Genomic DNA, 25,822 nt, shown 5'->3' with positions numbered 1-25,822 from the left:
TTCGCGGTTCTTTTGCGCGAGTTGGCGCAAAGTCTAGCGCGGGGAAGAGATGCCGCAAGTGGGCTTCTGGTAGGGGATGTGGCGGCCGGGTTGCCATGGTTACCGCTGCGGCGTTGCTGCTTGCCTTTTTCAACGATTCACATCCCGCCGTCGCTGCCAGAATACCTTTGCCCAGGCCCCGGCCCGTCGATGCCCCGTCCGCAAAGGCTGAGCCGTCCACCGGGCCGGCACAGAAAAGTGCTGAACCGGAGGCCGCAACCCCACCTCCGCCTTCTGCCTGCCGGCTCGCTTTGACAGAGGCGATTGCGATTGCGCCGAGCATTCCCGACATTCACGGCCCGGGCGGGTGTGGCGGTGAGGATCTGGTGCGGCTGGAGGCCGTAATGCTCCCCGACGAACATCGGGTCACGCTCAAGCCGGCTGCGATCCTGCGCTGCAAGATGGCCACGGCGGTTGCCGACTGGGTTCGCTCCGACATCGAGCCCGTTGCCAAAGGGCTCGGCAGCGAGGTCGCGGAGCTCGACAATTTCGATTCCTACGAATGCCGGGGCCGCAATCGCGTTGCCGGCGCGCAGTTGTCCGAGCACGGCCGCGCCAACGCGCTCGACGTTCGCTCCTTCAGATTTGCCGACGGCCGGACCATCTCCCTGACCGATCGCAACGTGCCGCGTGACGTGCGCGAGACGGTGCTGCATTCGGCTTGCGCGCGATTCTCGACGGTGCTGGGGCCGGGCTCCGACGGTTACCACGAGGACCATATCCATCTTGATCTGATGGAACGGCACAATGATTACCGGATTTGCGAGTGGGACGTTTGGGACCCACTCCCGGCGATTGCGCCGATGCTGCCGATGCCGCGGCCCCTCGATGCGCCGCCGCGCGAGATGGCCGATGAGCCGGCCGCTGCGAAAGCCGGCGGCGAGGCCAAGCCTGCCTCCCAGCAGGCGGCGGAAAAGCCTGCCGCCGAGAAACGACCAAAGAAAAAGCGCCGGTAGACCAGCGCTTTTCTATTGAGATGAGGTGGCTGGCTTATTGCCAGGAGCCAAACATCGTGTTGCCGCCTTGCGCCACCTGCGACGAGCCGCTGAACGGCGAGTCGCCGTGATGAGGCGCGAGCACGACCACGATGGTGCCGACCTTGGCGCGGTTGTAGAGGTCGATCACGTCCTCGTTCGTCATGCGAATGCAGCCGGACGAGATCGACTGGCCGATATATTCCGGCTGGTTGGTGCCGTGAATGCGGAACAGCGTATCCTTGCCGCCGGAATACAGATACATCGCGCGTGAACCCATCGGATTATCCGGGCCAGGCGGCACGAAAGTGGGGACGCCGAGGCGTTCGATCTCGCCTGGGGTCGGATGCCAAGCCGGCCACTCAGTCATCGCGCCGATTTTGGCGACGCCCGACCACGCCATGGCCTCTTCGCCAACAGTGATGCCATAGCGGATCGCCTTGCCACCATCCAACACGTAGTAAAGGTAGTGGTTGTCGGAATCCACTACGATCGATCCGGGGGCTTCCTTGCGCTGATAATTGACGATGGCGCGGCGAAACTGTTCCGGCGGCTGCACGTTTTCGTAGCGGATCTTCGCCAGCAGGTCCTTGTCGTGCTGTTTGAAAGCAGCGGTGTTGGTCGCTTCATAGGTTGCCGTTTCCATGCAGCCGGAGAGCAGGAGCCCGGCGGCCGTCACAGCCATTGCCAATTTCAACGACGTCAATTTCAACGGCATTTTGGATTCCAATCGAAGGCCACGCGGTCGAGGCGAAAGCGCTTGTCCGCCACGATTCCATCTTCAGCTCTCACATTATCGCCGAAATTGCCGACAATTCCAGCGCGCAGATGGCCCTTCGGCACTGCGGCGCCCGGCCTGTGTCTTTTTTGCCGCAAGTGCTTCAGCGGGCCAGAACTGTTAGGAATTCGCCGGACGGGCTGCGGATTCCGCCGCTCTTCCGGCCCTTATGCCCCCCGCAAATCATCGGGAGGCACCGGCATTCACGAAAAGTTTGCCGAATCGAGCCGCGTCCTCTTGGCTACAAGTCCTTTGGTTAACCTGACTTTGCCAGTCCGGAGTTGTGCATGTTCTCGGCGTTCGTGCCCAGTGAATCCTCCCTGAGAAGGGTGGCCGTTATCGACCTGGACAGGCTGCCGGACAACGCGGTCTGGATCGACCTCGTGAAGCCGACGGCGGCCGAGGACAGGGCGGTGGAGCGGATCGCCGGGATCGCGGTACCAACCCGGGAAGACATGCAGGAAATCGAGATCTCGAGCCGACTCTATATCGAAAACGGCGCGCGGTACATGACGGCGACGCTGATGTGCCAGTCCGACACCGAGGCGCCGAAGACGACGGCGGTGACTTTCATCCTCGCCGGCCATCGCCTGGTAACGGTGCGCTACGACGATCCGAAACCGTTTGTGCTGGTCGAGAACAAGCTCGGCCGCAGTTGCTCCGCCAGCGTTACCGGCGAAATGGTGTTGATGGAGCTTCTCGACGCGGTGATCGATCGCTGCGCCGATATCCTTGAACGGATCGGTGCGGACGTCGATCAGGTGTCCCACGAGATTTTCGAACCGGAAAGCGAGCGCCATGGCCATGCCAAGCGCTATTCGCAGATCCTGATCGCCATCGGCCGCAAGGGCGATTTGACCTCCAAGGTTCGCGAAAGCCTTGTTTCGATCGGTCGCTTGGTGACGTTCCTCTCCGCCGTCATCGAGGGCGTGAAATGGACCAAGGACATGCGCGAGCAACTCAAGACCATGCAGCGCGACGTCGCATCGCTGACCGACCACGCCTCCTATCTGTCCAACAAGATCACATTCGTGCTCGACGCGATGCTCGGCGTCGTCAATCTCGAGCAGAACAACATCATCAAGCTGTTTTCGGTGATGGCGGTGGTGTTGATGCCGCCGACCCTGATCGCCTCGATCTACGGCATGAATTTCAAGGTGATGCCGGAACTGGAATGGCAGCACGGTTACCCCTTGGCGGTGCTCATGATGGTGCTCGCGGCGGTCGCCCCGTACATGTATTTCCGCTGGAAGAAGTGGCTGTAAACCGCCGTCTCGCGCGAGGTTAAAAAACTGCGCTCCCATTGCCGGACTCCTCGCCCTGTCGCTCCGCTAAAATTTGAGCGGTGGACTGAACGTTTGCGCGACGGCTTTCTGCCATAACACTCGCGAACGACGCGCGAGAACTCCCATGGTTGAGAAAGTCATAAGGCCAATGCAGAACGTCATCGATTTCGCAAGCTACCAGCAGGGACGCAGCATTGTGGCCAGAGCACAGGCGATCTCGGCGCGTACCTGCAGGCATTGCGGGGCAGCGCTGGGTGACGGCGAATTCGAAGACGAGTGCTCCAGCGTCGTCAATACGCAGGAAGCGCTACGCTGGCAGGCCGCTCAGATTTTGCGCGGGTTGATCTGAAGCCGGGCTCTCGCGTCGCGCCCGGCCGGCCCTCGCGCCTCGCGAACCGCTCTCAAACGTGCTGGCCGCCGTTGATGTGGATTTCGGCGCCATTCACATAAGAGCTGGTCTCGGTGCACAGCACGTAGATGATCTTGGCGACTTCGTCCGGCGTGCCCAGCCGGCGCATCGGGATTTGCTGTTCGACGATCTTTTCGGTGCCCGGCGACAGGATCGAGGTGTCGATCTCGCCCGGCGCGATCGAATTAACCCGCACGCCAAGCCTGCCGAAATCGGAGGCCATTTCACGCGTCAGCGCAGCGAGCGCCGCCTTCGAGGTTGCATAGGCCGCGCCCGCGAACGGATGCACGCGCGAGCCCGCGATCGAGGTGACATTGACGACCGAACCCTTGGCGACCTTCAACTCCTCGATCAGGCCGCGCGCCATCATGATGGGGGCGAAGAAATTGACCCGGAAGACATGCTTCCAGGTTTCCAGTTCGGTATCGATCGAGCCGAGCCTTTTGCCGCCTTCGGCCTTGGGCGAGATGGCCGCGTTGTTGACGAGCGCGTGCAGCATGCCGCCCTCCAGCCGCTGGCGGATCTCAGCGATCGCGCGCGCGGTGTCGTCGTGGTCGGCAAGGTCGACCTGGATATGGTCCTCGGGCCCGGCATCCCAGGGACAGTCTTCGGGAAACGGATGCCGCGAACAGGTGATCACCCGCCAGCCCGCCGAGGAAAAGCGGATCACGGTCGCATGGCCGATGCCGCGGCTGGCCCCGGTGAGAAGCAGCGTTCGTCGCGGTCCATTGTGGAAAGGAGTGGCCATGGGGTCCTTCAGGGCTATTGATCAGGGGTAAAGCCGCGTCTTCGACCAAGTCCGGTCGGAGGCTTCGCGGCGGAATTCGATGCGGTCGTGGAGGCGGAACGGCCGGTCGTGCCAGAACTCGAACCGCAAGGGGGTGATGCGCCAGCCGCTCCAGCCGGGCGGGCGTGGTACCGCGCCAATGATGTATTGCGCGGCAACCTTGGCGATCGCTTGTTCAAAGGCGAACCGGCTTTCCAGCGGCTGCGACTGTTTGGACGCCCAAGCGCCGATCTGGGCCTGCTTGGGGCGGGTCGCGAAATAGGCATCCGCTTCGGCATCGCTGACCGGGGACACCGGTCCGCGGATACGAACCTGCCGCCGCAGCGATTTCCAGTGAAATAGTAAAGCCGCTTTAGGATTTGCGGCCAATTCGCGGCCTTTTTGGCTGGCGATGTGGCTGTAGAATACGAAGCCCGCGCCATCGTAGCCCTTCATCAGCACCATCCGTACATCGGGCAGGCCGTCGGTATCGACAGTCGCCAGAGCCATCGCGTTCGGATCGCTTGGCTCGGCCTTGACGGCTTCGGAGAACCACTCTCCGAACAGCGCGAAGGGTTCCTCGGCGGCGGTGAAATCACCGGATGTTAAGGGTGGCGGGTGTTTGATGGAGGTCGTGTCCGTCATTGACTCGGAGTCCCAGGTTGCGCCCGCCCGCGGCCAGATGCACGTTAACGCCTCGCGCGACTTCAGCCCTATATAGGGCACGGGGACGCTTTGGCCTATCGCCGATCAGGCCAGCCGCCGTGGCGGCCATGATTTTCATTGGCGTCGGTGCCGGCGGGTGCAGCATTTCCCGGCTGGACGGCATGTTCGCCAAGGATGGTGACGTGACCGCCTCGATCCCGGCGGCCAAGACGAGCCCGGCGGTACCGACCGACTCCGATCTTGCCTTTGCTCGCAACGCCGCCTCCGATGTGCTGACGCGCGGCGACAAGGACGCCAGCCAGCCATGGGAAAATCCGGAGACCGGCGCGAGAGGCTCGGTGACGCCGCTGGCGCAGGCCTATTCCTCGGAAGGGCGGACCTGCCGGGATTTCCTCGCCAGCTATGTCAAAGGCGAGTCGCAAAGCTGGCTGCAGGGCGCGGCTTGCCAGACCGGCCACGGGCGCTGGGAAATTCATACGCTTAAGCCCTGGCATCAGGGGTGAGGTCCGCACTTGAGAATCAACTTTTGCTTTGGCTTGTTTACGCAAATGGTTGACAATCCATGCGATCTTGCATGATCCCGAGGTCGCCGCTCAAGGTCCGGAAAGCCGTTGCAAAAATGACACGAAATCCCCAAATGAAACTTCGAGCGGTTTTCCCGCCGGTACGTTAAACTGACGACTTCCCTTGAAGGAGAACTGACGGATGCGCGACCCCTATGAGGTCTTGGGGGTGCCGCGGAGCGCCAACGCCGCGGCGATCAAGAGCGCTTTTCGCAAGCTCGCCAAGAAATATCACCCCGACGCCAACAAGAACGATCCGAAGGCCGCCGCGCGTTTTGCCGAGCTGAATACGGCCAACGAGATCATTGGCGATGCGGAGAAGCGCAAGCAGTTCGACCGCGGTGAGATCGACGCCGAAGGCAAGCCCCGCTTTCAGGGTTTTCCCGGCGGCGACCCACGGGCGCGGGCCGGCGGGTTCGAGACCCATACCTTTCGCACCGGCGGCGCGGGCCCGGGCGGCTTTGGCGGCGGCGGTTTCGAGGATATCCTCAACAGCATGTTCGGAGCGGCGGCAGCGCGCGGCGGCGGTCGACCCGGCGGCGGTGGGGCGCGATTCGAGTTCGACCCCGGCACCATGGCGATGGACCTCGATCTGTCCGTCTCCATGACCGTGTCGCTGGAAGAGGCGGTGAAGGGCGCCGAGAAGCGCGTCCGCCTGCCGACCGGCAAGGAGCTCAACGTCAAGATTCCACCCGGCGTGGTCGCCGGTCAGCAGATCCGGCTGAAGGGGCAGGGCGAGACCGCGCCGGGCCATCCGCCCGGCGATCTCCTGATCTCGGTCAGCATTGCACCGCACCCGCTGTTCAAGATCGACGGCAGCGATCTGCGCCTCGACCTGCCGATCACGCTCTATGAGGCGGTGCTGGGCGGCAAGGTTCGCGTGCCGACGCTCGGCAGCGCGGTCGAGCTTTCAATTCCGAAGAATACCTCAAGCGGTCGGACGTTTCGCCTCAAAGGCAAAGGATTGCCGAAAGGGGGCGGAAACGGCGATCTGCTGGTGACCACCCGAATCATGCTGCCCGACGGGAACAATTCCGAGCTGGAGGCGTTAATGCAGAAATGGCGTGACGCCCATCCCTACAACCCGCGCAGCGATTTTTCCTAAGTCGCCACGGCGGTTAGGGGTGCAGCCTCGACTTGGGGGACCAGCGCGGTACAAACCCCAGTCGAGGCCGCTTGCGCCGATCGGCGGATCGAACGCGCCACAATTTTTCGTGAGCACATGGTGCGATATTGAGACGCGTCCATGTTCCAATTCCAGATTCTTGATGTCGGAATTTGGATGTGGCTAACGGGTCACTCTGCTAACCCGGTTCAGCCGCCCCTCTCGCTCTGGTCATAGACCTGCCGCGCCACGCGATGAAGCTTTTCCTTGTCCATCGGGCCGCTGAGCACGTAACCGACGTTATCTTCGGACCAATACATCGCGCCCGAATTCTCAGCGGCGGTGTAGCGCATCTGGGCCGATCCTGCCTTCGAGCGGGAGGCGTAAAGCGTATAGCGCTCCCCGGAGGCGTTCTCGTACATGAAGAATGAGGCCGGCCCGGTCGGACCAGGCAGCAGCCGTCCGCCGACCAGCTTCAGCCCGCTCGCGTCCAGCCTGGGGGCCCGAACGTCCCAGCCACATCGCCTGGTCAGCCAAGTCTGCAAGTGATCGCGTTCGCTGCCCGGTACCTCGACGGGATGGCGGACTTCGACCACATAAAGCCGATGCGCGTCGAGGGCGTCCGTGGTCAGGCTTTCGAGCGCGGTAGGCTTCGCCGAAATGCCACGCGCCACCCAGCCGGCGCCGCCGCCGGCAATGAAGGCCGCGAACACCGCGGCCGCCGCGCCATACAGCCATTGCCGTGGCCGGCCTACCAGCCGTTCCAACTCGAGCCGTTTCGGCACCGCCTCATCGGCAACATGATCGTAGCGCGCATGCAGCGCATCCGCCATCTCCCGCCACCCCTGTACCCGTTCCGCACAATCGGGATGGGACGCGAGCCACGCTTCGACATCGCCGCGCCGTTCCGCGGGGAGTTCGTTGTCGACATAGGCGTGCAGTTCGTCTTCGGTGACGGGGATTTTGGGTTCGTTCATGATCGTGGTCTCTTCTTCTCAGAAATGCTCTCCGCCGCCTTCCGTTCTCTCGAACGGACATGCGGCCCTGTCCGCACTGCGGCTTCCCCAAAAAACTCCGTCATGGTGCGCCCGCCCATCAATCTCGCCATTATTTCACCCGTCGCAGCGCCGGGCGCTCGCCTTCGAGGACCGCCCTCACATGGGCTCGCGCCCTCGCCAGGCGTGACATCACCGTGCCGATCGGAACGCCCTGAATGTCGGCGACTTCGCGATAGCTCAACCCTTCGAGCATCACGAGCAGCAGCACCGCGCGCTGATCGTCCACCAGCGTCGCCAAGGCCTTTGCGATATCGCGGCCTTCGGCTTCGGTGCCGCTGGCGTCCGGATTGTTGTCCAGGAGCGGCATGAATTGTGGCCGCCGGGCCAGCGATCGCCGCCTGTTCTTGTTCAGATTGGTCAGGATCGTGTAGAGCCAGCTCCGCACGTCACCACCAAGGAAAAGCCGCTCCGAACGCAACGCCCGCACCAGCGTATCCTGCACGAGGTCGTCCGCAGTGTCCGCGTCCCGCGTCAGTGCACGCGCATAGCGGCGCAGCGCGGGAATCATGGCTTCGACGCTTTCGCGAAAAACTGTCATCGCATGCGATCTCAAACCGGCTCGGCGGCCGGTGCAGATCGCCGCCGGGGCGACAGCCGGCACCCGGCTCTCGCTTCTCTAACACCAGATTGATGGAGCTATTCCGCTCGCCGAAGTTGTACCCCCGGTACCTCGATTCAGGGTATCACGTCGTCGATATGAAGCGGCCGGACGCGCCGGAAACTTCACTTTTGCAGGATTAAGTGCCGACCATCTACTACATCCGCCACGGCGAGACGGAATGGAATGCACTGGGCCGTCTGCAAGGCGTGCAGGACATTCCGCTCAACGACCTCGGCCGCAGGCAGTCGGTTCACGCCGGCGAGACCCTCGCTGACTTGCTCAGGCGTAATCACCGCAGCGCGTCGGCGACCGGCTTTGTTTGTAGTCCGCTCGGCCGCGCCCGCCAGACCATGGATCTGGCTCGCGGCGTCCTGGACCTTCCGCTTTCCGGCTACGCAATCGACGATCGGCTGCGTGAAATCGGTTACGGCGCGTGGGAAGGATCGACGCTGGTCGAAGCGCAGGCCAAAGACCCCGATCTGTTCGCGCGGCGTCAGGCCGAAAAGTGGACGGTGGCCGCGCCGGGCGGCGAGACCTACGTGGCGGTGCAGGCGCGGATGGCCGATTGGTACCGGGGGCTGACGGCTGATGTGGTCGCGGTCGCCCATGGCGGCACGGCGCGGGCGCTGATGGTCGCGCTTGGCCTCGAAACGCCGCAAAGTGCGGCTGATCTTCCGATCGAGCAGGGCGCCGTTTACGTGTTCAGCGACGATGGGCTGAAGAAGTATAGTTAAAGACGCACGCTGCTGCCGACCTCCTCCGACGGGACTCTCAAGCATTTGACCGGGCTGAGTCAGCGCGTTACGAAAGATCATGTCCCACAACACGTTCGGCCATCTGTTTCGTGTGACGACCTTTGGCGAGAGTCACGGGGTGGCGATCGGCTGTGTCGTCGACGGCTGCCCGCCGCTGCTGCCGTTGACGGCCGATGACATCCAGCGCGATCTCGACCGCCGCCGTCCCGGCCAATCGCGTTTCACCACCCAACGGCAGGAGCCGGACGCGGTGAAAATCCTCTCGGGCGTGATGGCGCATCCGGAGAGCGGGACGCAGGTCACGACAGGCACGCCAATCGGGCTTCTGATCGAGAATACCGATCAGCGTTCGAAGGACTATTCCGACATCAAGGACAAGTTTCGCCCCGGCCACGCCGACTTCACCTATGATGCCAAATACGGCGTGCGCGATTACCGCGGCGGCGGGCGCTCGTCGGCGCGCGAAACCGCAATGCGGGTCGCCGCCGGCGCTATCGCGCGGAAGGTCCTGTCCGGCGTCACCGTGCGTGGCGCGCTGGTGCAGATGGGACCGCACAAGATCGATCGCGACAAATGGGATTGGGATGAGGTCGCGAAAAATCCGTTCTTCTGTCCCGACAAGGACAAGGCGGCTTTCTTTGAGAATTATCTCGACGGGATCCGCAAGAGCGGCTCGTCGGTCGGCGCGGTGATCGAAGTGGTCGCCGAAGGCGTGCCGGCGGGGTGGGGCGCTCCGATCTACGCCAAGCTGGATGCGGATCTTGCGGCTGCCATGATGAGCATCAACGCGGTGAAGGGCGTCGAGATCGGCGACGGCTTTGCTGCGGCCGAATTGTCCGGCGAGGGGAACGCCGACGAAATGCGCAGGGGCAATCAGGGTGTCACCTTCCTGTCCAACCATGCCGGTGGCATTCTCGGCGGTATCTCGACCGGCCAGCCGGTGGTGGTGCGCTTTGCGGTAAAACCGACGTCGTCGATCCTGTCGCCACGCCGCACCGTCGATCGCAGGGGTGAAGAGACTGAAATCCTGACCAAGGGCCGTCATGATCCATGCGTCGGCATTCGCGCCGTTCCGGTCGGAGAGGCCATGATGGCCTGCGTGCTGGCAGATCATTTCCTGCGCCACCGGGCCCAGGTTGGCAGCTAGTGGTCTGATTCTACCGGCTTTGCGCTCGCCTGGATTGATGGGGCTCTATGGACGCGCTCGCTTTGCAGAAACTGACCGAGTGGCTCATTGACGGCGCCAGGTCTGCTCCGAGGCCGCCGCAGATGATGGCGGAGACCTGCGAGAGGATGGTGGCCGCCGGATTGCCGCTAACGCGGGTCGGCGTTTTCGTTCGAACGCTGCACCCTGATGTCGTCGGCCGCAACTTCGTCTGGCGGCCGGGCGCCGAAATCGTTGCCGGCACTGCCAATTACGAGATGCTGGAATCGGAGGAGTTCCGCAACAGCCCGTTGGCCATCGTCTTTGCTGAAAAGCGGGAGGTCCGGGCACGGATGGATGGGCCGGATGCGAAACGCTTTCCGCTATTCGATGATCTGCGTGCCGAAGGCATCACCGATTACATCGCGCTGCCGCTGCTGAACGTTGATGGATCTGCGCATGCGTCGAGTTGGACCACGAAGCAACCGGGCGGCTTTACCGAGGCGCAGCTCAAGGCCCTTCATGACCTGATTCCGGCGCTTGCGCGGCTCATTGAAGTCACACGATGGCGTTTTACCGCCTCGGTCCTGCTTGACACTTACGTCGGAAACCGTGCTGGAGGACGAATTCTCGATGGCCAGATCCGGCGCGGCCATGCCGAGACAATGGATGCGGCGATCTGGCTGTCGGATTTGCGCGGCTTTACCGCGCTTTCGGATCGCCTGCCGCCTGCAACCGTGATCGACATTCTCAACTTGTATTTCGACTGTCAGGTTTCTGCAATTGCGGCCCATGGCGGGGAGGTTTTGAAGTTCATGGGCGACGGGCTGCTCGCGGTGTTTCCGATCGACGAATATGTCGGCGATGTCGGCAATGCCTGCGCGCAGGTGCTGGAGGCGGCCTGCGAGGCGCGCGCCAATGTCGAGGCCATGCGGTTTCCGGTCGGCGAGACGATCGAGCGTTTTCGGTTCGGCGTCGCCTTGCATGTCGGAAGGGTGCTCTACGGCAATATCGGCGGTGGCAACCGCCTCGATTTCACCTGCATCGGACCGGCGGTTAATCTCGCGGCAAGACTCGAAAAGATCGCAGGCCGACTGCACCGCACGGTCCTTGCGTCATCAGCCTTTGCGGAGACGTGCCCCGATCGTTGGCAGGATCTCGGCGAATATCCGATCGGTGGATTTTCCGGCGCCGCCAGGGTCTACGGCCTGAAGGATGAGACGGCCGGCGCGTATCCGCCTTAACTCGCCAATCACTCTTCCGGTTCGGTCGTGAACAGCAGCGGATAACCCCTGGCGCGGCCGGCGTCGGTGGCCCGGGTTGCCTTGGTTTCGGCAACGTCCTTCGTGAAGACGGCGACGACGCAGGCGCCGCGTTGATGCGCCGTGATCATGACTTTGTGCGCCTGGCCCTCGGTCATGCGGAATTCCGCCTTGAGGACCGTGATTACGAATTCGCGGGGCGTGTAATCATCATTGAGCAGAATGACTTTGTGCAGCCGCGGCCGCTCGACCTTGGTTTTGACCTTGGTCCTGGGTTTGGTGTCGGTATCGGCCATTCGCTTCCCATCACCTTCGTAAACCGGATCGAAGGCCAAGCTATCAAAATGGGTAGCGTTTGTTGACCGGCAACCCCGGCGACGGTTGATCGATGGCGCGCGGAACGTCCGCGTCGCGAGATCATCTCCTCACGTTATCGGACAGGAGCGGTAGCTTTGCCGCTAACCTGATTGTGAATGCTGAAGGTTGTTCCGCCTTTGCGCCGGCCACATTGCATGTCAACATTGTTGGAGAGCCCCGTTTTGGGAAGTTCGTGCGGCCTTGCGGCACGTTCTGAAACGAACGTCGGAAACATTGGGGCGCTGGCAGAGTGCAGGTTTCAAGTGCCGCTTTCGGTTTGAAATTCCTTTGCGAACTTGCAGCGACCCGTGAGGAATTTCAGATCGGCGGCACTTGCCGACGGGAGGGCCGCATATGCGCAGGTATATCTCGATCGGAGCGGTGTTGGTTGCAGGCATGCTCACCGCCAGCGACGTTGCCGGAGTTGCTGCGCCGGATCTGCGCGATCGGCCGTTGACGCGGGCGGCGGACAAGGCCGGCGCGCAGGTCGATGTCGAACTCATTCTGGCCGTGGACGTCTCTTACTCAATGGATATGGACGAACTCGCGGTGCAGCGCGAAGGCTACGCCCAGGCGCTCGTCTCGAAGGAATTCCTGCAGGCGCTGAAGGCACTTCCCAACGGCAGGGTCTCGGTGACCTATTTCGAATGGGCGGCCTCGAACGATCAGAAGATCATCATTCCCTGGCGCCTCATCGACGGACCGGAGACCGCCGATGCCGTGGCTGCCGAAATTCTCAAAGCACCGATTCGCCGCGCCTCGCGTACATCGATTTCAGGTGCAATCTATTTCGCCATGCCGCTGTTCGAAAGCAACCCGTATCCAGGCTTGAGGCGCGTCATCGACATCTCCGGCGACGGCGCAAACAACAACGGCGCGCCGGTTACGCCGGCTCGCGACGAGGCACTCTCGAAGGGAATTGTCATCAACGGCCTGCCTATCATGGTGAAGGACCCATCCTACTCGACCATGGATATCGAGAATCTCGACTGGTACTACGAGGACTGCGTGACCGGCGGCCCCGGTTCCTTCGTGGTGGCGATCAAGGATCGCGACAGGTTCAAGGAAGCCATCCGAAGCAAGCTGCTGCTCGAGGTCGCCGGCCGCACGCCGCAACTTCCTCTGGTGCCGGCGGCGGAAAAAGAGCCGCGGGTGCCCTGCCTGATCGGCGAGAAGATGTGGCAGGACAGATGGGGACGCTGAGCGGCGCCCGCCTCACCGCGCAAACCTGGCGACGAGTTCGACATGCGGCGTGTGGCGGAATTGATCGACCGGCGTAACGCCGGCGATCCTGTAACCGCCGTCGACGAGGATGCGCGCATCGCGAGCGAACGTCGCGGGGTTGCAGGACACGGCGATCACGACGGGCACTCTGCTTGCCGCAAGGCGTTCGGCCTGGGCTAGCGCCCCCTGCCGCGGCGGGTCGAAGACGACCGTATCGAACTCGCGCAGCTCTTCCGCCACCAGCGGGCGGCGAAACAGATCGCGGGCCTCGGCCTTGATCGGCTTCAATCCCGGCGTCGAGGCGGCCGCCTTTTGCAGGCTGGCGACCGCACCGGCATCGCTGTCATAAGCCGACACCCGCGATTTTTCGGCGAGCCGGAGTGCAAACGGGCCGACGCCGCAGAAGAGGTCCGCGACGTTTTTGGCGCGCGCGCCAAGTTCCATGACCAGCGAGGCGAGCGTCTCTTCGCCGGCGACGGTGGCCTGGAGGAAACAGCCGGGCGGCAATATCACCCGCGCCTTGCCCATTCTCACGCCGGGGCTCTCGCGCATCAGCACGAGTTCGCCATGCCGAGTCAGTCGCGCGAGACGGTGTTTCGCCGCGATCTGCGACAGCGCCGCGATCGCAGCGGCCGGCATCGGGCCGGAGCCTCTGATATCAACATCGAGCCCGCCGTCGGTCGCAGTGAGCTGGATATCGAGCGGCTTGCCAATCCCGATCAGGGGTTCGGCCAGCGCCCAGGCTGCCTCGATCGCACCGTTCAGGCCGGGATCGAGAATCGGACAGCGATCGATCGCGATGACATCGTGTGAGTGCGCCGCGGCGAAGCCGACCTTGAGCACATCATGCGTGCCCTTGCGCGCGTGCAGGGTCATCCGTCGGCGGCCATTGCCGTGGGCATCGATCAAGGATGCGACATCGCAGTCGATCTTTGCCAGCGTCAGGGCGGCGACGACGAGCTTGCGCTTCCAGTCCCGATAGCGCTCCGCGTCCCAGTGCTGGATGGCGCAGCCGCCGCAGACGCCGAAATGCTGGCAGAACGGTTCGATGCGTTCCGGGCTTGCGCGTTCGATCCGCACCAATTGCCGCCGGTCCGGGTGATGACCCGTCACGGGGGCGACGTCAACGGTCTCGCCGCCGAGCGCATAAGGGACAAAAATGCTTTGCCCGTCGACGAGCGCGACCCCGTCGCCAAGATGGCCGACATGATCGATGGCAAGCCGCTCAACCACGGCGCGCGCCGATGAAGAATTCGATGTTGCCGTCGCCGCCTGATATCGGCGAAGGGAAGATCCGGATATCCGTGCATCCGAGCGACGCGGCGAAGGCGGAAATATCGTCGCAGATCTCCTGGTGCACGGCGGCATCGCGGACGATGCCCCGTTTGGAATGCTTTCGCGCGGCTTCGAATTGCGGCTTGATCAATGCCAGAATATGCATCGGCGCGGCCGCCAGCGACAGGGCGACCGGCAGCACCAGTTTCAGTGAAATGAAGCTGACGTCGATCACGACTACGTCGGGCCGGGCAGGCAGCCGCTTGCCCTCAAACCGGCGGATATCCGTCCCCTCCATGGAAACGATCTTGGGATGGTCGCGCAGGGAAGGGTGCAACTGATCGTGTCCGACATCGATCGAAAAAACCACGCTGGCGCCGTTGGCGAGCAGGACTTCCGTGAACCCGCCGGTCGAGGCGCCGACGTCGAGACAGACGTGATCCTCGATTTCAATAGGATATTGCTCCAGCGCACCTGAAAGCTTGATGCCGCCGCGCGAAACGAAGGGATGGGCGAGTTGGGCCTGCAAGACGGCGTCGGCCGCGACGGTCTCGGACGCCTTGAGAACCGGCTTGTCATTCGCGGAAACCAGCCCGGCATCAATCGCGGCGCGCGCACGAGCCCGGCTTTCGAACAGCCCGCGTTCGACCAGAAGGAGATCGATCCGTTTCCGGGGTGATGCCATGTACTCACCTGAGTTTAAGCTCGACCGGTGCGAAGCCGTTCGGCTGCGAGCCGCACGCATGTCTCGAACGCGGTCAGGTCGTGCCAGACGTCGTCAGGCCGGGCCCTCGGCGCGACCAGTGCGCAGCCATGGCGGTCGAGCGCGTGCACCATCATCAGATTGTCGCTGAGGCCGAAGTCTTCAACTGCCAATCCGTCGATATCGACCGACAGCCCATCGGGTCCGGCGACTTCCGAGGACCGTCGTACACGTTCGGCGTAATTCGAGGGATCGTTGGAATAGCCGAGCAGGAGTTTGCCGCGCGCGGCCATGTAGCCGAGTTCATAGGAGGTCCCGGGGTCGGCACCCGCACCGCGAAACGGCGTGAGATTGGCGATAATGGCATCGGCCGCATCCATCATGGCCTCGTTTCCTGCAAAGATCGCGAGCGAGGCACCGATAGCCGCCAGATCGACGGTGTTGTCGAGCGGATAAAGGCCGTGGAGGCCGTGACGGCGGCAGATGTCAATTTTGTGCTGACCGACTTCCAGTGCGTCCGGCAGGAACACATCGGGCCCTGCCAGATACACTTTCTCCATCATAGTGCTTCCGAGCGACGTGGAATCTGGTTCGCGCGAGTAAACGCGTCAAAACCAAAACAGGTCGCTCTCAGGCGAGCTTGACCGTCTCGGTCTTGACGTCCTTGCCCAGCGCCTCGAACACCTTGGCGACGATGCCCTTGGCGTCGAGCCCGGCGCGGGCATACATTGCGCTCGGCGTATCGTGGTCGAGGAATTCGTCCGGTAGCACCATCGAGCGAATCCTCACGCCGCCGTCCAGCGCGCCGGCGTCCGACAGGAACTGCATCACGTGCGAGCCGAAGCCGCCGACCGAGCCTTCCTCGATCGTGATGAGGATCTCGTGGTCGCGCGCCAGTTTCAGGATCAACTCCTCGTCGAGCGGCTTCATGAAGCGCGCATCGGCAATGGTAGTCGACAGCCCGTGGGCGGCGAGTTCTTCGGCCGCCTTCTCGCATTCACCAAGGCGCGTGCCGAATGACAACAGCGCGATCTTGCTGCCTTGGCGGATGATACGGCCTTTGCCGATTTCCAGGGGAATGCCGACATCGGGCATCTCCACGCCGCGGCCTTCGCCGCGCGGGTAACGCACCGCGCTCGGTCGGTCGTTGATTGCCACCTGCGTGGCCACCATGTGGACGAGTTCGGCTTCGTCGGCGGCAGCCATGATCACGAAATTCGGCAGACAGCCGAGATAGGCATTATCGAATGACCCTGCATGGGTGGCGCCATCGGCGCCGACCAGCCCGGCCCGGTCGATCGCAAATCGCACCGGCAGGCTCTGGATCGCGACGTCGTGCACGACCTGATCGTAGCCGCGTTGAAGGAACGTCGAATAGATCGCGCAGAAGGGCTTATAGCCTTCCGAAGCAAGGCCGGCGGCGAAGGTCACGGCGTGCTGCTCGGCGATGCCGACGTCGAAGGTGCGTTTGGGAAATGACTTGGCGAAGATGTCGATGCCGGTGCCGGACGGCATCGCGGCGGTGATGCCGACGATCTTCTCGTCCTTCTGCGCTTCCTTGACGAGGCTCTGGCCGAACACGTTCTGATAGGCCGGTGCATTCGGCTTGGCCTTGGCTTGCGCGCCCGTCGCGACGTCAAACTTGACGACCGCGTGATACTTGTCGGCGGAGGCTTCCGCCGGCGCATAACCCTTGCCCTTCTGCGTCACCACGTGAACGAGAATCGGTCCGTCCTCCATGTCGCGGACGTTGCGCAGCACCGGCAGCAGGTGATCGAGGTTATGGCCATCGATCGGGCCGACGTAGTAGAAGCCGAGTTCCTCGAACAGCGTGCCGCCGTCCATCATGAATCCGCGTGAATATTCCTCGACGCGGTTCGCGCGGTTGGCGATGATTTTCGGCAGCCGTTTGTTGATCTGCTTGGCGGCCTCGCGCAGCGTGCGGTAGGTCTTGCCGGAGTACAGACGCGAAAGATAGGCCGACATCGCCCCCACCGGCGGCGCAATGGACATATCGTTGTCGTTGAGGATGACGATCAGGCGGGAATTCATGGCGCCCGCGTTGTTCATGGCCTCATAGGCCATGCCCGCCGACATTGCGCCGTCGCCGATCACGGCGATGACATTGTTCTTGCCGCCCGACAGGTCACGCGCCACCGCCATGCCGAGGCCAGCGGAGATCGAGGTTGAGGAATGCGCGGCGCCGAACGGATCGTAATCGCTCTCCGTGCGTTTAGTGAAGCCTGACAGCCCGCCGCCGGTTCGCAAGGTGCGGATGCGGTCGCGGCGGCCGGTGAGGATCTTGTGGGGGTAGGCCTGATGGCCGACGTCCCAGATCAGACGGTCGCGCGGCGTGTCGAAGATATAGTGGATCGCGGTGGTCAGTTCGACCACGCCGAGTCCTGCGCCGAAATGACCGCCGGTCACGGAAACCGCGTCGATGGTTTCCTCGCGCAGCTCGTCAGCGACTTGCCGGAGTTGTTCGACCTTCAGCCGGCGCAAGTCGTCCGGGGTGCGGATCGTGTCGAGAAGCGGCGTCTTACTAAATGCGGTCACAGCGATATTCCAATTTTGCAAAGTCGGGATCAACGGCCCGACGAGAAATGGGTTGCCCAAGAACTATGCGCAAGCGACCCAGACCCGGATGCAACGCGACGAGCCGACGGCCCGATCCATAGTCTTAGGTATGCTTCGGATCGTTCAATGTGATTTACATCACCCAGACGCCCCGACCCATCGATCACTTTGTTGAGCTATTCTAAGCACTTGACGTTGCAGGAACGTGTCCGGCGAGTGCTCTCCTCGGCCCATAGAACCGGAAGCTTTACACTAAAGTGCTCCCCAAAGCCAACCGCTTGGGAACAGGCGGGAACCTGAGATCGATTCTGGAACCTGCGATTTCGGCCTTTGAAGCGCCTTTCAGCGTCCAAAAACGCCCTATTTTGGCCCAATTGCGGAATCAGGCGCGGCGAACTTAACCATTTCGGCAAAGCGCCAATGCAATTCGGGAGCGGGGGCTCCGGGAGGGTCGGGAACGCTACTGGACGTCGAGCGGCTCCGTCCCGGTCGGCTGGCCATCTGCGTCGGTCGTGATCTTGTCGACCCGCGCTTCCGCCTGGCGCAACAATTCCTCACAGCGGCGCTTCAAGGCTTCGCCGCGCTCATAGATGGCGACCGACTCTTCCAGCGGCACCTTGCCGTCCTCGAGTCGCTTGACGATGGTTTCGAGTTCCTCCATCGCACGCTCAAAACTCAGTTTCTTGACGTCCGCCTGGGCGTTCTCAGCCATTTGAGATTATTCCTGGATGCTGTTGCGTCAGCGGTTGAATTAGGAACTCGGCGGGGCTCTAGGCAGCCGAGCCCATCAAGGCGTCGACATGGGCCGCGACTGATTCTTTCAGGCCCTGAAGATCATAGCCGCCCTCGAGCACCGAAACAATTCGGCCGCCAGCTGTGCGATCGGCGAGGTCCATCAGCTTGCGGGTCACCCATCCGAAGTCGTCGGCCTTGAGATTGATCGAAGCCAGCGGATCGCGATGATGGGCATCAAATCCAGCCGAGATGATGATCAGTTCGGGGCTGAACTTGCCTAAAGCGGGCAGGATCGTGTTCTCGAACGCCGCTCGGAACTTGGCACTGCCGTCCTCCGGCGCCAGCGGCGCGTTGACGATGTTGTCGTGCTCTCCGCGCTCGCCGCGTGCGCCGGTGCCCGGGAAAAGCGGCATCTGGTGCGTCGAGCAGTACATCACGCTTTTGTCCGCCCAGAAGATGTCCTGGGTGCCGTTGCCGTGATGCACGTCGAAATCGACGACGGCTGCGCGGGCGATGCCGTATTGCTTCTGGGCATGACGCGCCGCGATCGCGGCGTGATCGAACAGGCAGAACCCCATCGGGCGGTTGGTCTCGGCGTGATGGCCGGGAGGGCGCATCGCCACGAAGGCGTTGCTGTGCTTTCCCGCCATGATCGCATCCGTGGCCGCGACCGCGCCGCCGACGCCGCGCATCACCGCTTCCCAGGTGCCGGGCGACATCGAGGTGTCGCCGTCGAGATAGACGACGCCGCTGGTCGGCGCCACGCGGCGCAATTCGCTGACATAGTGCTCGTCATGGCACAGCGTGACGAGGTCGAGCGAACCCTCCGGCGCGAGCTCGCGCACCAGCGGATCGAACCGACTTTCGCTTAGGATTTCGTCGACCGCGCGAATCCGGTCCGGCCGCTCGGGATGTCCGGGCGGGGTCTGGTGATTCAAAGTCGACGGGTGGGAAACGAGAAGCGTCGTCATGCAACGGCCTTTGTGCGCGGGTTACGCGCGCTTTGAGGAATTATCAATGTAAGGGCTGATCGAGGCCGGGGAAAGGCCGATCATTTCGTTTGAGCGAGACGTTTGATGCGGTCGGCTGCGGCGGGGCTGATCGGGCTGTTGGCCTGGAAATAAGCGTAGAGCGCGTCCGCGTCATAGACGCCGAATTGCTGCGCGGTCCCTTGTGCCAGCGCCGTGAAGCCGTCACCGCCCGTAGCGAGATAGTTGTTCACGGTGATGCGATAGCTCTTGGCCGGGTCAACGCGCTCGCCATTCAGCGACATCGAATCCGCGATCACGCGCTCGCCGAACGGCTTGGCATCGTCCCAGCTGTAGCTGAAGCCTCTGGAGACCTGCAGGATCCGCGGCCGTTTCGGGTCCAGCCATTGCTGCTCCAGCATCGACTTGATCTGGCGGCCCGTGATCGTGAGCGTGACGAGCTGGTTGCGGAACGGCTGGCTTGCAAACAGATCGGCATAGGTCACCGCGCCGTCCTGCCTTCCTGCGAGGTCGGCACGCAAGCCGCCGGGATTGGTGAATGCGGCTGCCGCGCCGCCGCTCGCGGCGCTCGCCGTTGCCGCCAATTGCGCATCGGCGACGATGTCGCCAAGCGTGCTCTCGCCCGCCTCGTTGGGCGCGCGCGACAGCGTGGCGGTGACCGAGCCGGCGCGGCGGTTCGCGATCGGGGCGGCGAGCTTGTCGTAAGAGGCGATCAGCGCCGTCTGCTCTGGGGCTTCGGCCAGTGTGGTGCGGACAATGACATTGTCGGCCCTTGCACTGACGACGTCGCGCGTGCTGGTGTCGAGCCTGACGTCGATCGCGGTGACAAGGGTGCCGTATTTGTCGGCCGAGGTGACGAGCCGTCCGTCGATGTTGCAGACATAGGCCTGATGGGTGTGGCCGCTGATCACGAGGTCGACGGCGTTGTCCAACTTCTTGACGATGTCGACGATGGCCCCCGAGATCGCCGGGCATTCGTTGTAGTCGCCGGTCGGGTAGCCGCCTTCATGAATCAGCACCACGATGGCCTCGACGCCGCGCGCTTTCAACTCCTGTACCAGCGCATTCACGGTCTCCGCCTCATCACGAAATTCGAGGCCGGCGGCACTTGCCGGCGAAATGATGCCGGCGGTGCCTTTCAAGGTCAGGCCGATGAAGGCGACCGGAATGCCGTCGAATGTACGGATTTCGTAAGGCGGAAAGATCGTCTTGCCGGTCGCGGTCTCGACCGTCGAGGCGGCGAGGTAGTGGAACTTGGCGCCGGTGAACGGGTGCGGTCCCTGGCATTTGTCGAGCGGATGGCAGCCGCCATTCTGCATCCGCTTCAATTCCTCCTCGCCCTCGTCAAATTCGTGATTGCCGACGGCGGCGAGCGCCAGCCCCATCGTCGAAAGCGATTCGATCGTCGGCTCGTCGTGGAACATGGCCGATAAAAGCGGGCTTGCGCCGATCAGGTCCCCGGCAGCCACGAAGATCGTGTTCTTGTGGCCTTCGCTGAGTTGCTTGACGAGGGTCGCCATGTGTTCGGCGCCGCCCGCGGGCACGGTGATCTTTTTGATCTTGTCCTCGGGATCGTCGATCCTGATCCCGCCGGACGGAGCGCGAAGGTAGCCGTGGAAATCGTTGATGGCGAGGATGCGCAAATCAACCGTTGCCGGTTGCGCCGCCGCGGAAGGCGATACCGCCAGCGTCAGCGCGGCAAGGGCGAGTGCAAGCGAATATCTCATGGATTGAGCATGGGCGTGGGTAACGAGGCTTTCACGACGCAGCATGATTCGGAAAAGTGGGACCGTTTTTCAGGCCTTCTTTCGCGCAAAGAACGCCTTGAACGCGGCGACGGCCTCAGTCGAGCGCATCCGCTCGCCGAACAGACGGCTCTCGTGGTCGATGCGGCGGATCAGGTCTTCCGGCGCGGGCTTGAGCAATTTCCGCGACGCCGCAACGGCTTCCACGGGCAGGGCGGCGATTTCGCGCGCCACTTTCTGTGCCTCGGCATCGAGGGCTTCAGGCGCAACCACCGTATTGACGAAGCCCGCGGCGCGGGCCTCGTCGGCACTCAGCGCACGGCCCATCACCAGCATCGAAAAGGCACGCTGATGCCCCATCATCCAGGGCGCCAGCAGGCTGGAGGCGCCTTCCGGCACGAGGCCGAGATGGATGAAGGGCGTCGCGAAACTCGCCCGAGTTGAGGCGATCACCTGATCGCAGTGAAACAGCATGGTGGTGCCGATGCCGATCGCGATGCCGTCAACGGCCGCGACGATCGGCTTGGCATTATGGGCGAGCGAATGCAGGAAGAGAACCGCATTGGAGGCGCGCGGCGTGCCGCTGGTCGATGTGCCGTCTTTCAGAAAATCTTCCAGGTCGTTGCCGGCGGTGAAGACGCCCGGCGCGCCGGAAATGACCAGGCAGCGGATCGCCGCGTTGTGCTGCGCGCTATCGATCGCCGAGGTCATGTCGCGGTACATGTCCTGCGTGATCGCGTTCTTCTTTTCCGGGCGGCTGAGCCGGATCACGCGAATGGCATCCTCGTCGGTAACGGTCACATGTCGGGTCATGATTTCGGGCTTTCAGACTATGGCAATCAGGAGGGGCGACTTATCCTACATTCGGGCCGGCGCGATCCACAACTGGCCCCAGCTTCATCACGGGATTGCCTTGCTTTGGTCATACCGGGGTGAAGGCTGGGAAGATCGCAGGGGAGGGGGATTTCATAAGCCATTTGCCGGCAGCGATGAGCCGGTGACGTTGGACCGAAGGTGGAGGGCCAATGCAGACCGTTGTGAAGCCAACAGCCAACGACGACCGTCGAGACTTCGTTGTGGTTCCGTCCGATCTTGTGATCCCGTCCGATCAGGTGCGGGTCGCGCCATCCGACGCGGAGATCACAGACCTCTTGCGCGCGGCCGCGCGGCAGCATGCCGAGGCCGGTGCCCGCGCCGCTCCCGACGCGGATGCAACGGCGCCGACACCGAGCGTTGATACGACCTTTCGCGCCACGGCCGTCAGCGACGATTTGCCGGTACGCGGATCGAGCTTCGGCCGCAAATTGATGCGTGGTCTCGCCGCGGTTCTGGTGGCGGCGGGTATCACGGGTGCTGCGCTCGGCTGGCAGTTCTTCGGCTACGCGACCAAGAAAGCATTCGGAAAGTGGCTGCCTCAGCTGGCGGTGACCTCGTCGCTGTCCCTGGATAGGCTGGAGGACAAGCTGGGGCTTGGCTCTGAATCCAAGCCGGCGGACAAGCCGGCCGATGCCCAGGCCGACGCGGCACCGGCGCAGGCTGCCGCGCCGGTGCAAAACGCGGCCGACAACCCCGCGCCTGAGAGCGCCACGGCTGCTCCAGCCGCCGCGGCCGATTCTTCGCCCGACACCACGGCGCAGCAATTGCAATCGATGGCGCACGACTTGGCCAGCGCCAATCAGGAGATCGAAGCGCTGAAGGCTTCAATCGCCGAACTGAAATCCAGCCAGCAGCAGATGGCGCGCGACCTCGCCAAGGCGACCGAGAAGCTTGCCGAGCAGTCTGCCAGGGCGAAGGTCGCCGCCACGACGCCGCGCCCGGCGCATAGACAGCCATCCTCTTATGCGCCGGCATCTTCCTATTCGCCGTCGCCTGCGGCCGCGCCGTCAGCGTACCGTCCAGCGCCGTCGTCCTATTCGGCACAAGCCGCAGCGGCTCCGCCTGCAGCCGCCCAGCCCTATAATCCGCCGCCAATTCCGTTGCAGCCCGAGCCTGGATCGGCATCGGTGCCGCGGCCGCCGATGCCGGTGCAATAGCGGCTTGGATCGAGTCGCGGCTATCCAGCCGGCGAGGAGCGTCTTGGGAACCGGCGGGGCCGGAACCAATTTGCCGCAGGTGATTTATCGCGCGTGTCTTCCGAAAACAGGGGAGAATGCCATGGAATTCGTGAGAATCGTTTCGGTTGGCGCGGTTGTGTTTCTGACCGTCAGTCCGGCTGCTTTCGCGGAGCAGGCGCACACGGGCACCATCACGGAGATTAACCGACTGAACAACACCATCGCGATCCGTCCGACGCAAGATGGTACGGTCGGGGCGAATGCAAATGGCCCGTCGGACCAGTTCAAGGCCGGAAGCGGGGTGTCGATGGACGCCTGGCATGCAGGCGACCGCGTCAGCTATTCGGCGTCGGGAAACGAGGGCGCCAAAACCATCACCAAGATCGAACGCGTTCGTCCGGGCGTGCAGCAGTGATGCTGAGATGAGGGCTCGCTAGCCCAGCAGCACCGCGTCCGCGCCGTTGACGGCCGCCGCGCTGTCCATCACCGTCCGTTCCAACGCGCCTGCCTGCACCGAGACGTTTTCGGCGAAGAACCGCGCCAGCGTGACATAGCGCTGCGGGTCGGTTTCGCCGGCGCCGCGTGCGGCCAACGCTTCGTTCGCCAGCATGCATCCGCCGAGCGTCGCGCCGAACAGCCGCAAGTAGGGCGTGGCACCGGCGAGCGCTTCGTTGGGGGCGGAGGTGACGTGCTCGAGCAGCCACCGGCTGGTGCGCTCGAGCGAACCCAACGCGTCGCGGAGCTTTGCGGGCGCGGTTCCGAAGCCCGGATCGTTTGAAGCTTCGACGCTGCTGACGATGCCTTTGAGTTCGTCGAGCAGGGCCCAGACCGACTCCCCGCCCTTGGCGGCGAGCTTGCGCGTGACCAGGTCGATCGACTGGATGCCGTTGGTGCCTTCGTAAATCGGGGTGATGCGCGCATCGCGATAATGCTGGGCCGCGCCGGTTTCCTCGATGAAGCCCATGCCGCCATGGATCTGCACGCCGAGCGACGTGACCTCGTTGCCGATATCGGTGGCGAAGGCTTTGGCGATCGGCGTCAGCAGTGCGCCGCGGGCTGCGGCTGCCGCGCGCACCTTGGCGTCCCTCGCACGTACCGAAATATCGAGCGCGACTGCGGTCGCATAGCAGATGGTGCGGGCGGCGGCCGTCAGGCTGCGCATCTGCATCAGCATCCGCTTGACGTCGGGATGGACGATGATCGGATCGGGATCGCTGCCCGGCTTGCCGACGGCGCGGCCCTGGCGCCGTTCCTGCGCGAAGGCCAGCGCCTGCTGATAGGCGCGATCGGCAATGCCGACGCCTTCCAGCCCGACGCCGAGCCGCGCCTGGTTCATCATCGTGAACATGCATTGCATGCCGCGATTTTCCTCGCCGATCAGGTAGCCGATCGCGCCGCCCTTGTCGCCCATCGTCATGGTGCATGTGGGGGCGGCATGCATGCCGAGCTTGTGTTCGATGCCGCTGACATGAATGTCGTTGCGGGCGCCGAGCGTGCCGTCGGCATTGACCAGGAATTTTGGAATCAGGAACAGCGAAATGCCCTTGGTGCCGGGAGGCGCATCAGGCAGGCGGGCAAGCACGAAATGAACGATGTTGTCGCTCATGTCATGGTCGCCATAGGTGATGAATATCTTGGTGCCCTTGATGCGGTAGGTGCCGTCGCCGGCGCGTTCCGCACGGGTGCGCAGCGCGCCGACGTCGGAGCCGGCCTGCGGTTCGGTGAGTTGCATGGTGCCGGGCCAGTCGCCCGAGATCAGCTTTTCGAGATAGACCTTCTTCAACTCTTCGCTGCCGTGGGCATCGAGCGCTTCGATCGCGCTCAGCGTGAGCAGCGGGCAAAGGCCGAAGGCGATATTGGAGGCACTCCAGATTTCGGTGCAGACTGCGTTGACGGCAAGCGGCAATCCCTGGCCGCCGAACGCTTCCGGCCCCGAGACTGCGTTCCAGCCCGCGGCGGTCCAGCGCTTGTAGGCGTCGGGCCAGCCGGGCGCGGTGATGACGCTCGATCCCTCGAGCCTGATGCCATGCTCGTCGCCGACGCGGTTGAGTGGCGCCAGTACGTCGGAGGCAAACCGACCCGCTTCTTCCAGAACGGCTGCGGCAATGTCGGCGTCGAAATCGCCGTAATGTCCGGCGTTCACGGCGGCCTGCAGGCCGGCGCCATGGTTGAGGGCGAGCAGCATGTCGTTGATCGGCGCGCGGTAGGTCATGGCGTTCAGGCCTCGTGCAGGAACAGATCAGGGCTCGTCTTCCCACGAAACGGGGCATCCCTCAACTCTCCGCCAAGCGGCAGGGGCGTAAAGAGTGCGGGTCAAGGGGATATCGCCGGAATCGGCCGGTCGGCCGATCGCTTGCTGGCTGCAAGTTTCAACGGGATTTTCGGCGTCGACCCGGTTGAAATAGCTCGATGGCCTCTATAGACCGACGTGGCCGATTTGAGGTCCGGGGAGGCGCCTGCCGTCCCGTCTTCGGCTGTTGGGGCGTCGCCAAGTGGTAAGGCAGTGGATTTTGATTCCACCATGCGGAGGTTCGAATCCTCCCGCCCCAGCCAGCGGTATTATCAAGCCTCCTCAATCCTCCTCCCATCTCCTTCCCGCGCATCGCGCGCATGACGGCAAGATTTTGTTAATTCAGGGCTTTTCTCCTCAATCCATGTCTTGCGTCCGCATCTCTCATCACCCGCCTCGGGCCGCCTTGAATTAAAAACGGAATCAAACTAGATAATCCCTCGAAGGGTGACTGGGCATTACGCCCA

At 63.2% G+C, this 25,822-nt stretch carries 26 protein-coding genes and 1 tRNA gene; 12 read left to right on the top strand and 15 right to left on the bottom strand.

Going from position 1 to position 25,822, the window contains the following annotated elements; translation table 11 throughout:
* Positions 1-95 precede the first annotated feature (95 nt).
* The gene (locus NEZ08_RS17795; RefSeq protein ID WP_298109589.1) at positions 96-995 is read left to right on the top strand and encodes an extensin family protein; all 900 of its coding nucleotides are present in this window, start codon (positions 96-98) and stop codon (positions 993-995) included.
* A 34-nt stretch (positions 996-1,029) separates the two neighbouring features.
* Here the strand turns inward: NEZ08_RS17795 and NEZ08_RS17790 are convergent, their stop codons facing one another.
* Complete coding sequence (locus NEZ08_RS17790; RefSeq protein ID WP_298109730.1) at positions 1,030-1,719, bottom strand: L,D-transpeptidase; 690 nt, start codon at positions 1,717-1,719, stop codon at positions 1,030-1,032.
* Positions 1,720-2,078: 359 nt separating this feature from the next.
* Between NEZ08_RS17790 and NEZ08_RS17785 the strand changes: the two genes are divergently transcribed.
* Both NEZ08_RS17785 and NEZ08_RS17780 read left to right on the top strand, forming a co-directional pair.
* The gene (locus NEZ08_RS17785; RefSeq protein ID WP_298109587.1) at positions 2,079-3,056 is read left to right on the top strand and encodes a magnesium transporter CorA family protein; all 978 of its coding nucleotides are present in this window, start codon (positions 2,079-2,081) and stop codon (positions 3,054-3,056) included.
* Positions 3,057-3,201: 145 nt separating this feature from the next.
* Complete coding sequence (locus NEZ08_RS17780) at positions 3,202-3,426, top strand: hypothetical protein (protein ID WP_298109584.1); 225 nt, start codon at positions 3,202-3,204, stop codon at positions 3,424-3,426.
* A gap of 52 nt (positions 3,427-3,478) precedes the next feature.
* Here NEZ08_RS17780 and NEZ08_RS17775 read toward each other — a convergent pair whose 3' ends face one another.
* Positions 3,479-4,234 carry an SDR family NAD(P)-dependent oxidoreductase gene (locus NEZ08_RS17775; protein ID WP_298109582.1) on the bottom strand — a complete coding sequence of 252 codons (756 nt, stop codon included), beginning with the start codon at positions 4,232-4,234 and terminating at the stop codon, positions 3,479-3,481.
* A gap of 21 nt (positions 4,235-4,255) precedes the next feature.
* Positions 4,256-4,897 (bottom strand): pyridoxamine 5'-phosphate oxidase, encoded by a 642-nt coding sequence (gene pdxH / locus NEZ08_RS17770; RefSeq protein ID WP_298109579.1) that lies wholly within the window; start codon positions 4,895-4,897, stop codon positions 4,256-4,258.
* Positions 4,898-5,025: 128 nt separating this feature from the next.
* On the opposite strand from pdxH, the gene NEZ08_RS17765 reads away from it, so the two are divergent.
* The gene (locus tag NEZ08_RS17765; protein ID WP_298109727.1) at positions 5,026-5,421 is read left to right on the top strand and encodes an RT0821/Lpp0805 family surface protein; all 396 of its coding nucleotides are present in this window, start codon (positions 5,026-5,028) and stop codon (positions 5,419-5,421) included.
* Positions 5,422-5,623: 202 nt separating this feature from the next.
* Positions 5,624-6,586 carry a DnaJ C-terminal domain-containing protein gene (locus NEZ08_RS17760; RefSeq protein ID WP_298109577.1) on the top strand — a complete coding sequence of 321 codons (963 nt, stop codon included), beginning with the start codon at positions 5,624-5,626 and terminating at the stop codon, positions 6,584-6,586.
* 209 nt (positions 6,587-6,795) lie between these two features.
* Here NEZ08_RS17760 and NEZ08_RS17755 read toward each other — a convergent pair whose 3' ends face one another.
* Both NEZ08_RS17755 and NEZ08_RS17750 read right to left on the bottom strand, forming a co-directional pair.
* Complete coding sequence (locus NEZ08_RS17755; protein WP_298109575.1) at positions 6,796-7,563, bottom strand: anti-sigma factor; 768 nt, start codon at positions 7,561-7,563, stop codon at positions 6,796-6,798.
* A gap of 130 nt (positions 7,564-7,693) precedes the next feature.
* Positions 7,694-8,182, bottom strand: coding sequence for a sigma-70 family RNA polymerase sigma factor (locus tag NEZ08_RS17750; RefSeq protein WP_298109572.1), 489 nt, complete (start codon positions 8,180-8,182; stop codon positions 7,694-7,696).
* Positions 8,183-8,385: 203 nt separating this feature from the next.
* Here NEZ08_RS17750 and NEZ08_RS17745 point away from each other — a divergent pair, with 203 nt between their 5' ends.
* The 3 genes from NEZ08_RS17745 (at position 8,386) to NEZ08_RS17735 (ending at position 11,388) form a co-directional block, all read left to right on the top strand.
* On the top strand, positions 8,386-8,979 hold the full coding sequence (locus NEZ08_RS17745) for a histidine phosphatase family protein (RefSeq protein ID WP_298109569.1): 594 nt from the start codon (positions 8,386-8,388) through the stop codon (positions 8,977-8,979).
* Between the two features lie 79 nt (positions 8,980-9,058).
* Complete coding sequence (gene aroC / locus NEZ08_RS17740; RefSeq protein ID WP_298109566.1) at positions 9,059-10,147, top strand: chorismate synthase; 1,089 nt, start codon at positions 9,059-9,061, stop codon at positions 10,145-10,147.
* Positions 10,148-10,194: 47 nt separating this feature from the next.
* Complete coding sequence (locus NEZ08_RS17735; protein WP_298109562.1) at positions 10,195-11,388, top strand: adenylate/guanylate cyclase domain-containing protein; 1,194 nt, start codon at positions 10,195-10,197, stop codon at positions 11,386-11,388.
* Positions 11,389-11,396: 8 nt separating this feature from the next.
* Here NEZ08_RS17735 and clpS read toward each other — a convergent pair whose 3' ends face one another.
* Positions 11,397-11,702, bottom strand: coding sequence for an ATP-dependent Clp protease adapter ClpS (gene clpS, locus NEZ08_RS17730; protein WP_298109559.1), 306 nt, complete (start codon positions 11,700-11,702; stop codon positions 11,397-11,399).
* A 415-nt stretch (positions 11,703-12,117) separates the two neighbouring features.
* On the opposite strand from clpS, the gene NEZ08_RS17725 reads away from it, so the two are divergent.
* Entirely contained in the window at positions 12,118-12,966 is an 849-nt protein-coding gene (locus NEZ08_RS17725; RefSeq protein WP_298109556.1) for a DUF1194 domain-containing protein, read from the top strand.
* A 12-nt stretch (positions 12,967-12,978) separates the two neighbouring features.
* On the opposite strand, the gene NEZ08_RS17720 is transcribed toward NEZ08_RS17725, so the two are convergent.
* The 8 genes from NEZ08_RS17720 to NEZ08_RS17685 all read right to left on the bottom strand — a co-directional run bounded on the left by NEZ08_RS17720 (position 12,979) and on the right by NEZ08_RS17685 (position 21,824).
* Positions 12,979-14,220 carry a methyltransferase gene (locus tag NEZ08_RS17720; protein WP_298109553.1) on the bottom strand — a complete coding sequence of 414 codons (1,242 nt, stop codon included), beginning with the start codon at positions 14,218-14,220 and terminating at the stop codon, positions 12,979-12,981.
* The gene (locus NEZ08_RS17715; protein ID WP_298109550.1) at positions 14,213-14,947 is read right to left on the bottom strand and encodes a TlyA family RNA methyltransferase; all 735 of its coding nucleotides are present in this window, start codon (positions 14,945-14,947) and stop codon (positions 14,213-14,215) included. Before NEZ08_RS17715 ends, NEZ08_RS17720 begins: the two co-directional genes overlap by 8 nt.
* 14 nt (positions 14,948-14,961) lie before the next feature.
* Positions 14,962-15,528, bottom strand: coding sequence for a nucleoside 2-deoxyribosyltransferase (locus NEZ08_RS17710; protein WP_298109546.1), 567 nt, complete (start codon positions 15,526-15,528; stop codon positions 14,962-14,964).
* A gap of 67 nt (positions 15,529-15,595) precedes the next feature.
* Positions 15,596-17,521, bottom strand: a complete 1,926-nt coding sequence (gene dxs, locus NEZ08_RS17705; RefSeq protein ID WP_298109543.1) for a 1-deoxy-D-xylulose-5-phosphate synthase — start codon at positions 17,519-17,521, stop codon at positions 15,596-15,598.
* Between the two features lie 481 nt (positions 17,522-18,002).
* Positions 18,003-18,254, bottom strand: coding sequence for an exodeoxyribonuclease VII small subunit (locus NEZ08_RS17700; RefSeq protein ID WP_298109540.1), 252 nt, complete (start codon positions 18,252-18,254; stop codon positions 18,003-18,005).
* Positions 18,255-18,312: 58 nt separating this feature from the next.
* The gene (locus NEZ08_RS17695; RefSeq protein ID WP_298109537.1) at positions 18,313-19,248 is read right to left on the bottom strand and encodes a histone deacetylase family protein; all 936 of its coding nucleotides are present in this window, start codon (positions 19,246-19,248) and stop codon (positions 18,313-18,315) included.
* 80 nt (positions 19,249-19,328) lie between these two features.
* Positions 19,329-20,993: a bifunctional UDP-sugar hydrolase/5'-nucleotidase gene (locus tag NEZ08_RS17690; protein ID WP_298109535.1), complete on the bottom strand. Its 1,665-nt coding sequence runs from the start codon at positions 20,991-20,993 to the stop codon at positions 19,329-19,331.
* Between the two features lie 69 nt (positions 20,994-21,062).
* On the bottom strand, positions 21,063-21,824 hold the full coding sequence (locus tag NEZ08_RS17685) for a crotonase/enoyl-CoA hydratase family protein (RefSeq protein ID WP_298109534.1): 762 nt from the start codon (positions 21,822-21,824) through the stop codon (positions 21,063-21,065).
* Positions 21,825-22,036: 212 nt separating this feature from the next.
* Between NEZ08_RS17685 and NEZ08_RS17680 the strand changes: the two genes are divergently transcribed.
* Positions 22,037-23,044 carry a hypothetical protein gene (locus tag NEZ08_RS17680; protein WP_298109533.1) on the top strand — a complete coding sequence of 336 codons (1,008 nt, stop codon included), beginning with the start codon at positions 22,037-22,039 and terminating at the stop codon, positions 23,042-23,044.
* Between the two features lie 121 nt (positions 23,045-23,165).
* Positions 23,166-23,480, top strand: coding sequence for a copper-binding protein (locus NEZ08_RS17675; protein ID WP_298109530.1), 315 nt, complete (start codon positions 23,166-23,168; stop codon positions 23,478-23,480).
* Between the two features lie 18 nt (positions 23,481-23,498).
* On the opposite strand, the gene NEZ08_RS17670 is transcribed toward NEZ08_RS17675, so the two are convergent.
* Positions 23,499-25,277, bottom strand: coding sequence for an acyl-CoA dehydrogenase (locus NEZ08_RS17670; protein WP_298109528.1), 1,779 nt, complete (start codon positions 25,275-25,277; stop codon positions 23,499-23,501).
* A gap of 266 nt (positions 25,278-25,543) precedes the next feature.
* Between NEZ08_RS17670 and NEZ08_RS17665 the strand changes: the two genes are divergently transcribed.
* Positions 25,544-25,618: transfer RNA gene (locus NEZ08_RS17665), tRNA-Gln, on the top strand.
* Positions 25,619-25,822 lie beyond the last annotated feature (204 nt).

It is taken from the genome of Bradyrhizobium sp. (genome assembly GCF_027451485.1).
In the GTDB taxonomy this organism is placed as follows: Bacteria; Pseudomonadota; Alphaproteobacteria; order Rhizobiales; family Xanthobacteraceae; genus Bradyrhizobium.
The sequence above is the reverse complement of the archived record's forward strand: the minus strand, read 5'-3'. Positions and strand labels throughout refer to the sequence as shown.

Excerpts from the sequence above, each read along its gene's own strand:
- NEZ08_RS17795 (WP_298109589.1), top strand. The coding sequence starts at position 96 with ATGGTTACCGCTGCGGCGTTGCTGCTTGCCTTTTTCAACGATTCACAT.
- NEZ08_RS17785 (WP_298109587.1), top strand. The coding sequence starts at position 2,079 with ATGTTCTCGGCGTTCGTGCCCAGTGAATCCTCCCTGAGAAGGGTGGCC.
- NEZ08_RS17780 (WP_298109584.1), top strand. The coding sequence starts at position 3,202 with ATGGTTGAGAAAGTCATAAGGCCAATGCAGAACGTCATCGATTTCGCA.
- NEZ08_RS17775 (WP_298109582.1), bottom strand. The coding sequence starts at position 4,234 with ATGGCCACTCCTTTCCACAATGGACCGCGACGAACGCTGCTTCTCACC.
- pdxH (WP_298109579.1), bottom strand. The coding sequence starts at position 4,897 with ATGACGGACACGACCTCCATCAAACACCCGCCACCCTTAACATCCGGT.
- NEZ08_RS17765 (WP_298109727.1), top strand. The coding sequence starts at position 5,026 with ATGATTTTCATTGGCGTCGGTGCCGGCGGGTGCAGCATTTCCCGGCTG.
- NEZ08_RS17760 (WP_298109577.1), top strand. The coding sequence starts at position 5,624 with ATGCGCGACCCCTATGAGGTCTTGGGGGTGCCGCGGAGCGCCAACGCC.
- NEZ08_RS17755 (WP_298109575.1), bottom strand. The coding sequence starts at position 7,563 with ATGAACGAACCCAAAATCCCCGTCACCGAAGACGAACTGCACGCCTAT.
- NEZ08_RS17750 (WP_298109572.1), bottom strand. The coding sequence starts at position 8,182 with ATGACAGTTTTTCGCGAAAGCGTCGAAGCCATGATTCCCGCGCTGCGC.
- aroC (WP_298109566.1), top strand. The coding sequence starts at position 9,059 with ATGTCCCACAACACGTTCGGCCATCTGTTTCGTGTGACGACCTTTGGC.
- NEZ08_RS17735 (WP_298109562.1), top strand. The coding sequence starts at position 10,195 with ATGGACGCGCTCGCTTTGCAGAAACTGACCGAGTGGCTCATTGACGGC.
- clpS (WP_298109559.1), bottom strand. The coding sequence starts at position 11,702 with ATGGCCGATACCGACACCAAACCCAGGACCAAGGTCAAAACCAAGGTC.
- NEZ08_RS17725 (WP_298109556.1), top strand. The coding sequence starts at position 12,118 with ATGCGCAGGTATATCTCGATCGGAGCGGTGTTGGTTGCAGGCATGCTC.
- NEZ08_RS17715 (WP_298109550.1), bottom strand. The coding sequence starts at position 14,947 with ATGGCATCACCCCGGAAACGGATCGATCTCCTTCTGGTCGAACGCGGG.
- NEZ08_RS17710 (WP_298109546.1), bottom strand. The coding sequence starts at position 15,528 with ATGATGGAGAAAGTGTATCTGGCAGGGCCCGATGTGTTCCTGCCGGAC.
- NEZ08_RS17700 (WP_298109540.1), bottom strand. The coding sequence starts at position 18,254 with ATGGCTGAGAACGCCCAGGCGGACGTCAAGAAACTGAGTTTTGAGCGT.
- NEZ08_RS17695 (WP_298109537.1), bottom strand. The coding sequence starts at position 19,248 with ATGACGACGCTTCTCGTTTCCCACCCGTCGACTTTGAATCACCAGACC.
- NEZ08_RS17690 (WP_298109535.1), bottom strand. The coding sequence starts at position 20,993 with ATGAGATATTCGCTTGCACTCGCCCTTGCCGCGCTGACGCTGGCGGTA.
- NEZ08_RS17685 (WP_298109534.1), bottom strand. The coding sequence starts at position 21,824 with ATGACCCGACATGTGACCGTTACCGACGAGGATGCCATTCGCGTGATC.
- NEZ08_RS17680 (WP_298109533.1), top strand. The coding sequence starts at position 22,037 with ATGCAGACCGTTGTGAAGCCAACAGCCAACGACGACCGTCGAGACTTC.
- NEZ08_RS17675 (WP_298109530.1), top strand. The coding sequence starts at position 23,166 with ATGGAATTCGTGAGAATCGTTTCGGTTGGCGCGGTTGTGTTTCTGACC.
- NEZ08_RS17670 (WP_298109528.1), bottom strand. The coding sequence starts at position 25,277 with ATGACCTACCGCGCGCCGATCAACGACATGCTGCTCGCCCTCAACCAT.